The 14698-nt window shown below is 46.7% G+C and carries 5 protein-coding genes and 2 pseudogenes; 2 read left to right on the forward strand and 5 right to left on the reverse strand.

Annotated elements, in window-relative coordinates; all coding sequences use genetic code 11:
* Both NtB2_RS08660 and NtB2_RS08540 read left to right on the forward strand, forming a co-directional pair.
* Window positions 1-1289: pseudogene (locus NtB2_RS08660) on the forward strand (hypothetical protein); the annotation flags it as partial.
* 18 nt (window positions 1290-1307) lie between these two features.
* The gene (locus tag NtB2_RS08540) at window positions 1308-2324 is read left to right on the forward strand and encodes a hypothetical protein (RefSeq protein ID WP_125194996.1); all 1017 of its coding nucleotides are present in this window, start codon (window positions 1308-1310) and stop codon (window positions 2322-2324) included.
* A gap of 2006 nt (window positions 2325-4330) precedes the next feature.
* Here NtB2_RS08540 and NtB2_RS08855 read toward each other — a convergent pair.
* From NtB2_RS08855 to mnmA, 5 genes and pseudogenes are all read right to left on the reverse strand, one after another.
* Window positions 4331-4477, reverse strand: a pseudogene (locus NtB2_RS08855) (KxYKxGKxW signal peptide domain-containing protein); the annotation flags it as partial.
* A gap of 193 nt (window positions 4478-4670) precedes the next feature.
* A complete protein-coding gene (locus NtB2_RS07460; RefSeq protein WP_109246328.1) occupies window positions 4671-10571 on the reverse strand; it encodes a KxYKxGKxW signal peptide domain-containing protein in 5901 nt (1966 codons plus the stop codon).
* Between the two features lie 480 nt (window positions 10572-11051).
* Window positions 11052-12269: a 30S ribosomal protein S1 gene (gene rpsA / locus NtB2_RS07465; RefSeq protein ID WP_109246329.1), complete on the reverse strand. Its 1218-nt coding sequence runs from the start codon at window positions 12267-12269 to the stop codon at window positions 11052-11054.
* Window positions 12270-12393: 124 nt separating this feature from the next.
* A complete protein-coding gene (locus NtB2_RS07470; RefSeq protein WP_109246330.1) occupies window positions 12394-12936 on the reverse strand; it encodes a hypothetical protein in 543 nt (180 codons plus the stop codon).
* Between the two features lie 105 nt (window positions 12937-13041).
* The gene (mnmA, locus tag NtB2_RS07475) at window positions 13042-14166 is read right to left on the reverse strand and encodes a tRNA 2-thiouridine(34) synthase MnmA (RefSeq protein WP_109246360.1); all 1125 of its coding nucleotides are present in this window, start codon (window positions 14164-14166) and stop codon (window positions 13042-13044) included.
* Between the last annotated feature and the right edge of the window lie 532 nt (window positions 14167-14698).

Below are 14698 nucleotides of genomic sequence, written 5' to 3' on the forward strand. Positions count from 1 at the left end.
CGGAGCTGGATGCACTCAACGATTCTCTCGTCGACTCAGATTCTGAGATGGACCCGGAGACGGAACTCGACTCGCTCAGAGATTCCTTCGTTGACTCAGATTCGGAGATAGAACCTGAAACGGAGCTCGATTCACTAAGAGATTCTTTCGTCGATTCAGACTCGGAAATGGAACCTGAAACGGAGCTCGATTCGCTCAGAGATTCCTTCATAGACTCAGATTCGGAGATAGAACCAGAAACAGAACTCGATTCGCTCAAGGATTCTTGCGTAGATTCAGATTCTGAGATGGAACCTGAGACGGAGCTCGATTCGCTCAGAGATTCTCTCGTCGATTCAGATGCTGAAATGGAACCGGAGACGGAGCTAGACTCACTAAAGGATTCTTGCCTAGACTCAGATGCTGAAATGGAACCGGAGATAGAACTCGACTCGCTCAGAGATTCCTTCGTTGACTCGGAATCGGAGATAGAGCCTGAAAGGGAGCTCGATTCGCTCAAGGATTCTCTCGTCGATTCAGATTCTGAGATAGAACCGGAAACGGAGCTAGATTCACTCAGAGATTCTTGCGTCGACTCAGATTCGGAGATAGAACCTGAGACGGAGTTTGACTCGCTCAAGGATTCTTGCGTAGATTCAGATTCGGAAATGGACCCTGAAACAGAACTCGACTCGCTCAAGGATTCTTGCGTAGATTCAGATTCGGAAATGGACCCTGAAACAGAACTCGACTCACTCAGAGATTCTTGTGTAGACTCAGATTCGGAAATGGAACCGGAGACGGAGCTGGACTCACTCAAGGATTCTTTCCTAGACTCAGATTCGGAGATAGAGCCTGAAACGGAGCTCGATTCACTCAGAGACTCCTTCGTTGACTCAGACTCTGAAATGGAACCGGAGACGGAGCTCGATTCACTCAGAGCTTCCTTCGTAGACTCGGATTCGGAGATAGACCCTGAAACGGAGCTGGATTCGCTCAACGATTCTTGCGTCGACTCGGATTCTGAAATAGACCCTGAGACGGAACTGGATTCGCTCAAAGATTCTCTCGTCGATTCAGACTCGGAAATGGAGCCTGAGACGGAGCTGGATTCACTCAGAGATTCCTTCGTAGACTCAGATTCTGAAATGGAACCGGAAACGGAGCTGGACTCACTCAAGGATTCTTGCGTAGATTCAGATTCGGAAATGGAACCGGAAACGGAGCTGGACTCACTCAAGGATTCTTGCGTAGATTCAGATTCGGAAATGGAACCTGAGACAGAGCTCGATTCACTCAAAGATTCTTGACTAGACTCTGATTCGGAGATGGAACCGGAGACGGAGCTGGACTCACTCAGAGATTCTTGTGTAGACTCTGATTCAGAGATAGAACCTGAGATGGAGCTGGATACACTCAAGGATTCTTGCGTAGACTCGGATTCTGAAATAGACCCGGAGACGGAGCTCGATTCGCTCAGAGATTCCTTCATAGACTCAGATTCTGAGATAGAACCGGAAACAGAACTCGATTCGCTCAAGGATTCTTGCGTAGATTCAGATTCTGAGAGGGAACCGGAGACGGAGCTCGACTCGCTCAGAGATTCCTTCGTAGACTCAGATTCTGAGATAGAACCTGAAACGGAGCTCGATTCACTAAGAGATTCTTTCGTCGATTCAGACACGGAAATGGAACCTGAAACAGAGCTCGACTCGCTCAGAGATTCTCTCGTCGATTCAGATTCTGAGATGGAACCTGAGACGGAGCTGGACTCGCTCAGAGATTCTTTCGCAGACTCGGATTCGGAGATAGAGCCTGAGACGGAGCTGGATTCGCTCAAAGATTCTCTCGTCGATTCAGACTCGGAGATAGAGCCTGAGACAGAACTCGATTCGCTCAAAGATTCTCTCGTCGATTCAGACCCAGAAATGGAACCTGAAACAGAGCTGGACTCACTCAAAGATTCTCTCGTCGATTCAGACACGGAAATGGACCCTGAAACAGAACGCGATTCACTCAATGATTCTTGCCTAGACTCAGATTCTGAAATGGAACCAGAGACGGACCTGGATTCGCTCAGAGATTCTTGCGTCGACTCAGATTTTGAGATAGACCCCGAAATCGAAGCCGACACTGAACCTGAAGTCGAGCTCGAAGCCGACGCCACAAAGGACAGACTAATCGAGTTAGACAGCGAGGTCGACAAGCTCTGCGCAGCACTTTCTGAAGCACTGAGCGACAGGCTGGCCGAGTTCTTCAACGAGCTCGAAGTCGAGCTGGATGCTGAGATACTTGCTGACACACTGTTTGCGGCACTTGTCGAAAGGCTCGTCGACATTGACTGAGAAGCCAGGATAGACAGGCTCTTAGATGTCGCGAGTGAGCTGGACAAGCTCAACGAAGCCGAAATCGATCTCGAGCTTGACGTACTCTTTGAGCTACTCAGCGAGCTGGAGTCGCTCAGTGAGGCTGAGCCAGAGCGTGACACAGAGCCACTCATCGAAAAGCTAGCTGAGCGTGACTGTGAAGCCAAGTTACTGGCTGATAGGCTGGCCGAGAGCGAGTACGAAGCGGACAGTGAGCTCGATGTGCTGAGGCTCGTCGAGGTCGACTGTGAACTCGGCACATCACGCACATATGTCACCTGTACGCCTGTTGTGCCATTCTGATAGTATCCCGTGCCCGTGTAAGTCGTCATGCCAGAAGGTGATGCCCCACCACCATAAACCGTCTTTGTAGCGTCAGGATTGGTGACGGTCACGACGGAATTCCACTTGGCTCCGCTAGCATCTGTGATGGTATTTGCCCAGCTGTTTGCAGGGATTGAGATAGCACTTCCGACTGGGCCGCTATAGCTGTTTGTAGTCGTTGTCCCTCCCGGTGGAGTCACACTTGTATTCAGATAGGCTGTATTAGCAGATAGGGTGATGGTGAAGTCATTATTACCATCAAGATAGTTTGGATTGCTAGTAAGAAAATCACTGAGTGAACTATAAACACCATTGGGAGCTTGGACATTTGAGATATGGTAACCTGCAGGGACAGTGACAGTGTTTGAAAGGGTGTAAGGCTGATTGAATTTGCCCTGAATCGTCTGGGCACCTGGGAGGCTGGCTACTAGCTGACCTGTGCTACCATAGGCTCCAGGTACGTCCAAAGCCCATTTATAGCTGACTGTTCCCGTCTCATTGTTGGGCGTATAAACCATCGTCAAGCTATTTGTTCCTGATGTGACCGTTGTATACATTCTTGACGGCACTGGCGTATAACCTGTGATAGTAGGAGCCTGATAATCCACACTATCAGACGGATCAGCCTTGCTTTGATCAGAAACCACTCCCACGCTTTCGTTAAGACTGGCCGTAATGGTCGAAGGGGGACTGATTTGCTTACCTGACGTAGAATCAACGTAATTGACCGTGACTGTGTTAGTCGGGTTGGCAGAGAGTGTTGCGTTTGTAAAGTTGACGGAATTATCACCGCCAGGGTTACTTGGGGCCAATACGCTAGACTCAGTAGAGTACCAGTTCCCTGAAATGAAGTTCAAGCCCATATTCATCTGGAGCTGCATGGTTAGATTAGTATAGGTTGCCGTATAGCCATTAGTCTTGACAGATAGGGTCCCTGTTACTGTCGTCGTCGTTGAAGTAATTGTCTGACCAGGATTAGGGCTCCAGTCCACCCTGACATCCTCTCCTGACGATGAGCCTGAATTGGTCGTATCAATAGTGGCTGTATCTGAAGGTGAAGTCAAATCTCCGTTTCCATTGGTCGTCCGGATTGCTTCTTGCCCCCCCATCGAAGTATAGCCGGCACCGTAAGGGGTTCCTATCAGACTTTTACCGAAACCACTACCAAGATAGTCATTTTGACTGCTGTCATAATAGTAATCACGCCCTGCGAAGACCGCATTGGGAATCCCTGCAATACCAAGACCTGCAAGGTTTTTACTTGTTTTAGTCGCAATGTCAGTAGCTGCAACGTTCGAGGGTACGAAATAAACCCCTTGCGAATACCCGGCTGCTCCCTTTTGGGAATAACTAAAAGTAAAGTTATTCGCCATATTGATGGGCTTTCCATAAGGCAGAATGGCATAACTATGGTCAGTCGATTGAATTGGAGACTGGTACCAAGTGCCATTCCATCCGTAAGAACTCACCGGGCTCTGAGCAGTCCCCCATTGCAACTCGTCTAAAGGTGTCGTCGCCAATGCCGATGAAGTCGTCGCCAAAGGCGTCGTAGCTGTCTGCCCGGAAATTAAGCCGCCGCTATAGCTACTTGACTGAGTCGACGGCACCACCGTCCCGCCTGACGTGGTTGTATCCGCTGCTGCCGATGTCGCCTGCAGGGTCGTCGCAGCAATCCCTGCCCCCATCCCACCAATCGATGACATGGCTCCTAATGTCGCATACATCCACTTCTTCTTGCTCTTGTATGAGCGATAGTGGATTTTTACTTCTCCTTTACCGAGTTTTTTCTTTAGATGTTTTTTAGTCAAGGCCTTCCTCCCCCTGTCTGATAATAATCGTTATTATCCTCATTTTTTTATAATAACTTCCTATTAAAATTTTAACAAAAAACTCATAGAGCCTCTAATGATATGCAAAGCGCCCCTGAAGGATAGGACAAGACATAAAAAAACGTCCAAAATTGGACGTTTCCTCATCGAATTTTAAGATTATAAATCAATCTTATTTTTCTTCTTTTCGCTTCTTACGAGAGAGTCCTAGGAGACCTGCCGCAAGGCCGAGAAGACCAAGACCTGTTGCTCCAGCTGCAGTCGCATCTTCTGCTCCTGTATCTGGAAGTGTGTTGCCATAGTTATCATAGCCATAGTTATCATAACCATAGCCGTCTCCTGCTGTTCGACCACCGGTATTGGCAAGCTGTTCTGCTGTCCTCAATGAAGCAGACGTAGATTGAGACTCGCTCAATGAAGCACTTGTAGAAGCCGAAGCACTATTGCTGAGTGATGCTGAAGCAGACCGACTTTCAGACTTAGACTCACTGAGTGAAGCACTGTCAGAAGCCGATGTACTGTTGCTCTTAGATTCAGATTTAGACTGACTTGCCAAGTCGCTTTCGCTATCACGATTAGAGTCAGATTCACTCGCTGAGATAGACGCTGACAAGCTTGAGCTGTTCACGTTTGATGTAGAAGTAGAATCAGACTCAGAAGCACTTGTTGACAATGAAGCACTGTGAGACAGAGACGTGCTCAATGATTGCGAAGCAGAGAGTGAACGGCTCATAGAAGTCGTTGTACTTTCACTATCACTATTAGAGGCCGACTTACTATCACTCTCACGATTAGACTCAGACTCGCTCATAGAGAGACTTGCTGATGTGCTGTCGCTGAGAGAGTTAGACGCTGAGCTTGAAGATGACAGTGACGCTGAGCTTGACTGGCTTTCTTCGTTAGATTTACTTTGTGATGTAGAGAGTGACGCTGACTTAGATTGTGAGACAGAGTTGTTTTCAGACTCGCTCTTAGAAAGTGAAGCTGAGTTTGAGGCACTTTCTTGGTTAGACTGACTTTGCTCGTCTGACTTAGAAGCTGACTTAGATTCTGACTCAGAGTTTGATAGAGATTCACTTGTGCTATATGAGACTGAGTTTGACTCACTTGGTGTCAGACTTGGATGGTTCGATTGACTTTCGCTTTGTGAAATAGAAGCTGAAATCGATGAACTTTCATTGTTTGACTGGCTTTCAGACTTAGAAATTGAAGCCGAAGTACTGTCAGAGATAGAGCTTGATGTTGATGTAGAGTCTGAGATAGAAGCTGACAAGCTTGAGCTATCTTGACCAGACTGACTCTTAGAGGTTGAGAGTGAGCTTGAAATTGAGCTTGACTCAGAGTTTGATTCTGATGTACTTGATGAGCGAGAGACAGACTGTGAAGTTGACTCTTGCTTAGACTTGCTGTCTGATGCTGACAATGAAGCTGACTGTGAGCTTGATGTAGAAGATGATTGTGACTCGCTCTTAGAATTGCTTGCTGAGAGGGATTCTGACGTATCTTCTGACATTGATTGGCTGAGTGAGCGGCTGTTGCTATCTGACACAGATTCTGCTTCTGACAGGCTTTCGCTCTTAGATGAGCTGGCTGAGTTACTCAGACTTGCTGAAGTAGACTGAGATTCACTCATAGAGCTTGAAGCTGATTGTGAAGCTGACTTAGATTGTGAGAGAGAGCGTGATTCTGAGCGTGAGGCTGAATCAGAGCCGGTATCACTTGGGTTGTTAGAGAAGCTCTTAGAGATAGACGCAGATTCTGAGCTAGAAGCTGACTCAGAGCGTGACAGGCTTTGGCTCAATGACTCTGATTTAGAGAGCGATTGAGAAAGTGATGTAGAGCCAGAGTTGCTCTTAGACGCGCTGATAGACTCAGATTTTTCTTCACTGTTAGACAGTGATTGTGAGAGTGATTCTGACTTAGACTCAGAAAGTGTCGTTGATTCTGAGATAGATTGTGAAATAGAGTCTGAACGTGATGCTGAGATAGACTCGCTCAGTGATGCTGAGTTTGAGCGGCTATCTGAGATAGACCCGCTGGCTGAGAATGAGCGTGAGATAGAGCCTGACACTGATGATGAGCCTGAAAGTGAGCTTGATGTTGAGTCAGATTCAGACTTAGACTCAGAAGCCCTGTTGCTGTCAGAGATTGAAATTGACAGTGAGCTTGATGTTGAGTCAGACTCAGAGTTTGAGCTAGAGATAGACACTGAACGTGAGCTTGATGTTGATGCAGACTCAGAGTTTGAAGTTGACGTCGAGCTTGATTTAGATGCTGACTTAGACTGGCTGACCTCGTTAGACTTAGACTGGCTCAGTGATTGTGAGGCAGACATTGACTTACTTTGCTCATTTGACTGTGAGTCTGAGATAGACTCAGAATCTGATTGTGAGCTAGAGAGGCTTTGTGACTCAGACTTAGATTGAGAAGCATCCTCAGACTTAGATGATGATTCTGAGCGAGATTCTGATTCTGAAATAGATTGTGACGCTGAGTTAGACTTGCTTTCTTCAGTAGACAATGAAGCACTGCTAGAGTCAGACCGTGATGTTGACTGGCTCAATGAGTTAGACTCTGAGCTTACAATTGAGTCTGATGATGAGTTAGACTTGCTTTCTTCAGTAGAGTCTGAACGGCTCATAGAAAGTGAAGCTGAGTTTGAACCAGAGATAGAGCTTGAGTCTGAGCTTGACGTAGAGTTAGAGGCTGATTCAGAGCTACTCTGTTGGTTAGACTTAGAGTCTGACTTAGAGTTTGAGACAGAACTTGAAGCAGACAATGAGCTAGACAGGCTATAACTCTCAGAGTTTGAGGCAGATGTAGACTCACTCGGTGTCATGCTCGGATTATTAGAGATGCTGGCACTCTTAGAGATAGAGGCTGAGAGCGATGAGCTGTTTTCATACGAGATACTCTTAGAATCTGAGAGAGAGGCTGAGAGTGAGGCTGACTCAGATTCTGAGGTTGAGGCACTAGCTGACTTAGAGCTTGATACTGACTGGCTCTTTTGGTCTGACAATGAACTGCTTGCTGACAAGCTAGATGAGACTGAGCTTGAATCAGACTTGGAGTCAGATGTTGATGTCGAGTCACTCAAACTTGTAGAGGCACTCAGTGAGCCTGAATCGCTGTTTGATGCTGAAGTTGACTCAGAGATGCTGGCCGATGTACTGCTAGATGCTGAGCTTGATTCAGAAGCACTTTCAGATTTAGAAGCTGAAAGTGAGCGTGAATCACGGTTTGACTGAGAAGTTGAGATAGAGCCTGAGATAGAGCTTGACAGGCTATCTTGTTCAGACTTGCTGGCAGACATTGACTGACTTGAAGAATTTGAAATGCTCGCAGAATTTGATTGTGACTCACTCAGTGACAGGCTTGATGATTGTGAAGCCGACTTAGAGGCTGAGAGCGACTCAGAAGTTGAACGTGATGCTGAGCCAGAGCCAGTGTCACTTGGGTTATTTGACAAGCTTGTAGAAAGTGAGCTTGATACTGAAGCAGAGTCAGAGATAGAGTTTGACTTACTCATGCTAATAGAGGCTGAAGTCGACTCAGACTGAGAAAGTGAGGTTGACAATGACTTAGAAGCTGATAAGCTTTGGCTTTCCTGCTTGCTCTTAGAGTTTGACTCAGAGCCAGAGATAGAGGCTGAGAGTGATGCTGAGCCAGAGACTGAGCTTGACTTGCTGACAATCAATGAGAGGGATTGTGAATTCGAGATTGACGTACTCAGTGAGATTGAGCTGCTTTGTGAATCTTGCGTTGACTTGCTCATGCTCAATGAAGTTGATTCGCTACGGCTCATAGAGATAGAGCCTGAGAGTGAGCTTGAGAGTGAACGTGATGTTGAGTTCTTATCACTTGTCGACGTTGACTCACTGATAGAGAGGGATGTTGAGCCAGAATTCGTCGCTGACAGTGAGCTCGACTCTGAGAAGGATGTTGAGAGAGACTCGCTCTTGTCCTCACTCAGTGAGCGAGAGTCTGAGAATGACATACTCTTACTTTCAGATGTAGAAGCTGAGAGTGAACTTGACGTTGAGCTTGACATTGAGCTACTTGTAGACAGTGACAGAGATTCAGGTGTGCTCAATACATAAGTCACCTTGACATCCGTTTCACCGTCGACGTAGACATCGTTGTAGCTAGTCATACCAGAAGGGGCATAACCGTCACCTTTTGTTGTCCCTGTTGTTTCACCAGGCTTAGTAACGGTCACGACAGAGTAGTAATGCAAGCCAGTTTTAGGGTCAGTGATGGTATCTTCCCAGCTGCCTGTCGAATCTGTAGGGGCACCCACAAGACCGGTATAAGTAGTGTTTGTATGTGTGCCACCATTTGGCAAAGTGATGTCTGTATTGACAGTCGCTTTGTTTGCAACGAGGGTTGCGGTGAAGAGACTAACGTTATTGTTATCATTAACGACCAGTGGATTGTTTTTTTGTGCAACTGCAAGGGCAGTATCACCAGTAGCAGGATCATCAGTATAAGTCTTACCATCTGGTCCAGTTACTGACGCGATGTGGTAGCCGGCAGGGACGCCTGAGCCAGAGAGTTTTGCAATCCCATCAACATAGGCGGTATTGTTAGCATCTCCGGTATTCTTGTCATAGGTTTCATCTCCAGGCAGGGCACCTTGGAGTGTGCCATTGGCACCAGCACCTGGAGTGTTTGGATCCCATTTGTAATGAAGTGTGGCAGAGGCATCGGCTGGAGTATACTTGACGTCGAGGACATTAGGGTTAGTCGACATTGTCGTTGTATCATAAAAGCCAACCTTAAGCGGATTAGGCGATTGAAGCCATGTTCCGCCAGGGATGTTTGCTGTTGCCTTGTAGCGATAAGTTCCACCAATACCTGTAGTAGAGGCTGTATTTGAGTCTGGACTAGCGACGTAAACTGAATCTCCTACATTAGATTGGATGGTTGCTGGTAACACACCTTTGAAAGGTTCGCCCGTCTTGCTATTGATAAAGTTAACGATGACAGGGGCTTGGGCACGTTTTGGCAGAGTCGTTGACTGTTGGAGATTGACGGTCAAGTTACCACCGTACCCACCAGTCGATGCCACATAACCTGCCGACATATTGATTGGTAGACTCGCAGTCGTTTGGAGAGTCTTGGTTGAACCATTTTGCGGTGTGATTTGATAATAAAGGGTCCCTGAGACTTTACCTGGTCCACCGGTATTCGGTAGACCAAGATCAGTGTCAGCCACCCATTTCACAATCACAGATTCTTTCACAGATGATCCTGTACCGCCTAAAGTACCAGTATTATCGCTCAGAGTATCCCAAGCTTGTCCTGTTGTCGAATTGCTGTTAGCTCCCTGAAGGTAGTTTGCCGGTTCCAATTTACCTGCATTATCAGTATGGCGAATAACAATTTCAGTTGAGGTCGCATCTGTACCATTGCCATCCGCATAGCCTGAATCTGATTCATAGTTGCCATAGAGGTCACGACCTAAGAAATAAGTGTCATCAAGGCCATCGATACCGAGTTTATAACCCGTTGCATTTATGGCATTGGCAGCCAAATCACTGGCAGATGCTGGAGAAAGGACAAAACCAATCCCATCTCCTGACTGATTCCAGTTATAAATGCTAGTGCCGCTAATCGACAGCTGAGCGTTCAACTGGAAACCAGTAGTTGTATCAATCGCTCCCTTGAAGATAGCAGAACCTACTGTTGGCTTAGTTCCCTGTACCAGATTCAAACTCGAACCCGATGGAACACTATCACCAGAGGTATTATAAGTGGTATAGTTGGCAGATGTAGCAAAATCCCCAGAGCTAAATGAACTGTTTGGTGTGATCCATTCTGAGCCGGGTGTCAATTCGCCAGGACCTTGAATTGCCGCTCTTGTGCTGATGGAGCCTGCCTGAGTCGATGGAATGGTAGTCCCAGACGCAGCTGCATTGGTATCATCAGCAGAAACTTGGAGCGCTTGTTCTACTGCTGCACCACCAGCGATAGCTGAGAGTGTACCGATGGCAGCGTACATCCAGCGTTTCTTGCTCTTGTACATGCGGTAATGGAGTTTTACGTCAGACTTCGTTAATTTTTGCTTCATTAATGATGTGTCCTCTTCCTCTTCCTCGATATTTCTTTTATTCACTGAGCTAAAAATGACTAACTTTTTAATTCAGTAATCACATCCTCAATTATAATATAATTTTACAGCTTTGTAAAGAATGACACGAACTACTTGCAACCCCTATTTTCAGGCATTTTCATCTATTTTATTGAATATATTTTCTGTTTTTGTCCATTTTTTGAAACGAATTCTATTTTATATGTCAAATAGACTTATTTGACATATAAAACAAAGAAAGCCTTTTATACAAGGTTTTGACAGTTATATCGTCTTTCTAAAAGATTTTTTCAAATTACTTTGGATTTACTATGCTTATTTTATTGTATTTAATCAGATATTTTAATGTTTATAAAAAAATGACGACAGAACTTGTCGCCAATCAGTATGTCTATGAGACAGCACTCGCAGAGCAAAACAAAAAAGGCTTCCGCCTCTTTCATTTTTATGGAACTCTGATTAAAGCTTGTTGATATCGAAGTCTTCGCCAAGCACATCAGCAAGTGAGAAACCGTCTTGAGTTTCTGGAAGGTCGAAGCTTGGTTTAGCTTCACGACGTGGAGCACGTGGCTTGCGGTCACGTTTTTCGTCGTTTGAACCTTCAGCACGGGCTGGAGCTTCTTGGAGGGCCTTGATTGAAAGGCTGATACGTTCGTCAGCTGGTTTCACGTCAAGGACTTTAACCTTCACTTCTTGACCAACCTTGAGGGCGTCTTTTGGATTTTCAACACGTTCCCATGAGATTTGTGAAACGTGAACAAGTCCTTCAACACCTGGGAAGATTTCAACGAAGGCACCGAAGTCAGTCAAACGCTTAACTGTACCGTCAAGTGTTGAGCCAACTGGAGCTTTGTCTTCGATGTCATCCCATGGTCCAGGCAATGTAGCCTTGAGTGAGAGTGAAAGACGGCCAGCTTCTTCGTCAAGCTTCAAGATCTTAACGTTAACCTTGTCACCAGGAGTGACAACGTCAGCTGGGTTCTTCACGCGGCTGTGGCTAAGTTCAGAAACGTGAACCAAACCATCGATACCACCGAGGTCTACAAAGGCACCAAAGTTAGTCACGCGTGACACAGTACCTTCAACGATATCACCTTCTTGAAGTTGAGCAAAAGCTTCTTTACGAAGTTCGATTGATTCAGCTTCAACAACAGCACGACGGCTGAGGATGAAACGGTTGTCAGCAGCATTGACTTCGATGATTTTAGCTTCAATGTCTTCGCCGACAAATTTCTTCGTATCTTTAACGAAGTAAGTGTCGATCATAGAAGCTGGGATAAATCCGCGAACGCCATTGTAGTCTACTGAGAGACCGCCCTTGACGTCTTTTGTTACTTTAACAGTAACGATGTCGCCTTCGTGGCCTTCAAGTTCAGTCCAAGCCTTACGCGCTTCAAGACGTTTCAATGAGAGAAGGTAGACATTAGCACCTTCTGATTCTTTACCAACGATTTGCTTGATAACCAAAAGGTCAAGCACGTCACCAGTTTTAACGAATGTATTGATGTCAGCATCGCGATCGCTTGTGATTTCACGAAGTGTCAAGACACCTTCGACACCAGTACCAACAATAGCTACTGTAGCTTGGTCCTGGTCGACAGAAAGGATTTCGCCTTTAACGACATCGCGTACTTTAACGTCTTCGACGCTGTTTAATAGTGTTTCAAATTCGTTCATTTGTAAAAAGAGTTCCTCCAACAATTTAGCTGATACACAGCCTTGTTTACCAGTATATCACAAGTTTTAAGGAATTAAAAGCCTTAATCCTTCTTTTTTTAATTTTTTTTTGAGTTTTTATAGCCTAGCTTCCAGTGTAATAGCAGACCCGCCTGGCCAACTCAGCTGGCGTCAAGGTCGACTGGGCAAAGAGCAGGCGGTCTTTTGTCCGGTCTGTCGGGTCGTTTTCCCCCGACCAGTCTGTCATGCCGTCGATGTCATAGACGGGGATAATCTGGCCGGCCGGATAGAAATAGAGCTTAGCCGAGGACCGCTTCTGCCGGTTGAGGCTGTTGATATAGAGGAGACCGGTCGCCTCCTGGCCTCCGTCAGCCAGATGGTAGGACTTGTCTTTATAGTAAAATTGGTCGGCTTTTATAAGATAGCGTTCGGAGGCGTCTTCTTTACTCTCCCAGCTCCCTTCAAGAACGGAGTAGTCGCCGTTGAGTAGGTGTTCTCTTACTCTGTCTTGAAATTTTAGCATCTCGGCTGAGCGGGCTGTGGCTTCTATCTTTGCCCGCTCTTGGAGATAGCCTTCTGCTGCTTTTACTACGGTAAAAATCCCGATGATTGAGAGGCCTAAAAATATCAGACCGGCAAGGATGATTTTGTATCCCCTGTTTTCCATGCTTTTCCTCGTTTATTAGAAGTTGATAACAGTTAAATTATAACAAAGTAAAAAGCATCTAAAAAATCATATACAAAAAGCGGTCAGTTACCCAACCGCTCGATTTTATTGATATTGCATCACATGTTCTTCTTTATAAGCCACGTCAATCAAGGCACCGCCCAGACATTCTTCACCGTCATAGAAGACAACGGCCTGGCCTGGTGTGATGGCACGGACCGGCTCATCGAACTCGACCTTGACCTTATCGTCCTTGACATGGATGGTCACGCCTGTGTCAGCCTGACGATAGCGGAACTTCGCCGTGCAGTACATGCTGAACTCAGCCGGCATTTCCCGGGTAAAGGAAAGCTCTGAGGCATCGAGACTATCTGAGTAGAGGTGCTCGTGGTGGAAGCCTTGGCCGACCAGGAGGGTGTTGGTCTCCAGCTCTTTACCGATGACAAACCAGGGCTGGCTATCATTTTGTCCCTGCTGGCCACCAATGCCGAGGCCACCACGTTGGCCAATAGTATAGTACATGAGGCCAGCGTGTGTCCCCATTTCCCGGCCGTCGAGCGTCATCATCTTGCCAGGTTGTGCTGGCAGGTATTCACTGAGGAATTTCTTGAAATTCTTTTCACCGATAAAGCAAATCCCGGTAGAATCCTTTTTCTTGGCTGTCGCAAGTCCTGCTTCTTCTGCAATCCGGCGAACTTCAGGCTTTTCCATGTGGCCCAGTGGGAACATGGTCTTTTGAAGTTGCTCCTGGCTGAGCTGGCTGAGGAAGTAGGTCTGGTCCTTGTTATTGTCAGCCCCACGGAGCATGTGGACGGTCCCGTCCTCATCCCGCTTGACCTGGGCATAGTGGCCGGTCGCTACATAATCAGCACCGAGGGCCATGGCATAGTCAAGAAAGGCCTTGAACTTGATTTCCTTGTTACACATGACATCAGGATTTGGCGTGCGACCTGCCCGATATTCTGCCAAGAAATACTCAAAGACCCGGTCCCAGTATTCTTTTTCAAAGTTGATAGAATAATAAGGAATCCCGATTTGGTCAGCGACCGCAGCCACATCCTTGTAGTCTTCTGTCGCCGTGCAGACGCCATTTTCATCCGTGTCGTCCCAGTTTTTCATGAAGACACCAATGACATCATAGCCTTGCTCTTTGAGCAAGAGAGCTGTGACCGAGCTATCGACCCCGCCGGACATCCCGACGACGACTTTTGTTTTTGAATTGTCCATTATTATATTCACCATCCCTTTCTATAAAATTTTTTCCTTTTTTACCTAGCGGTTGGCTGGGATGTTTTTAATAATGGGTGCTCGGAAAGCTAGCTGCGACTATTTCTAAGTCCGATTTAGTCTCCCTACGGGAGCCGTCATCGGCCTAAGAAATAGTACTTGCGGATCTTTCCTGTGCGAAACATACGACAGCAAAGCTGTCGATGTTTCCATTATTAAAAAATCCCATAGCTTTGGCCTTCGGCCGTTTTGCTTTGCAAAACCCGCAAAGCGGACCGGCAACGCCGGGAGCGAAGCTCCTACCCAGGGGATTTTCTAGTAGTGGGATTACCGACAGCTCTGCTGTCGTGTAATCCGCGGAGCGGAAATCCGCAAGTAGTGTTGCTTTGCCTTGCGACGACTCGCTTTAGCGAGACTAAGCAAGGCTTAGCAACACTCGCAGCTAGTTCCGCGAGCACTCCACTACTAGAAACATCCCCAACCCAACGGGCCAAGCCGGCCGCAGGCCAGCAAAAAGGAGAATTACGAATCAGTT

The sequence above is a fragment of the Lactococcus termiticola genome (genome assembly GCF_003116835.1).
GTDB lineage: Bacteria > Bacillota > Bacilli > Lactobacillales > Streptococcaceae > Lactococcus > Lactococcus termiticola.

Excerpts from the sequence above, each read along its gene's own strand:
- NtB2_RS08540 (WP_125194996.1), top strand. The coding sequence starts at position 1,308 with ATGGAACCGGAGACGGAGCTGGACTCACTCAGAGATTCTTGTGTAGAC.
- NtB2_RS07460 (WP_109246328.1), bottom strand. The coding sequence starts at position 10,571 with ATGAAGCAAAAATTAACGAAGTCTGACGTAAAACTCCATTACCGCATG.
- rpsA (WP_109246329.1), bottom strand. The coding sequence starts at position 12,269 with ATGAACGAATTTGAAACACTATTAAACAGCGTCGAAGACGTTAAAGTA.
- NtB2_RS07470 (WP_109246330.1), bottom strand. The coding sequence starts at position 12,936 with ATGGAAAACAGGGGATACAAAATCATCCTTGCCGGTCTGATATTTTTA.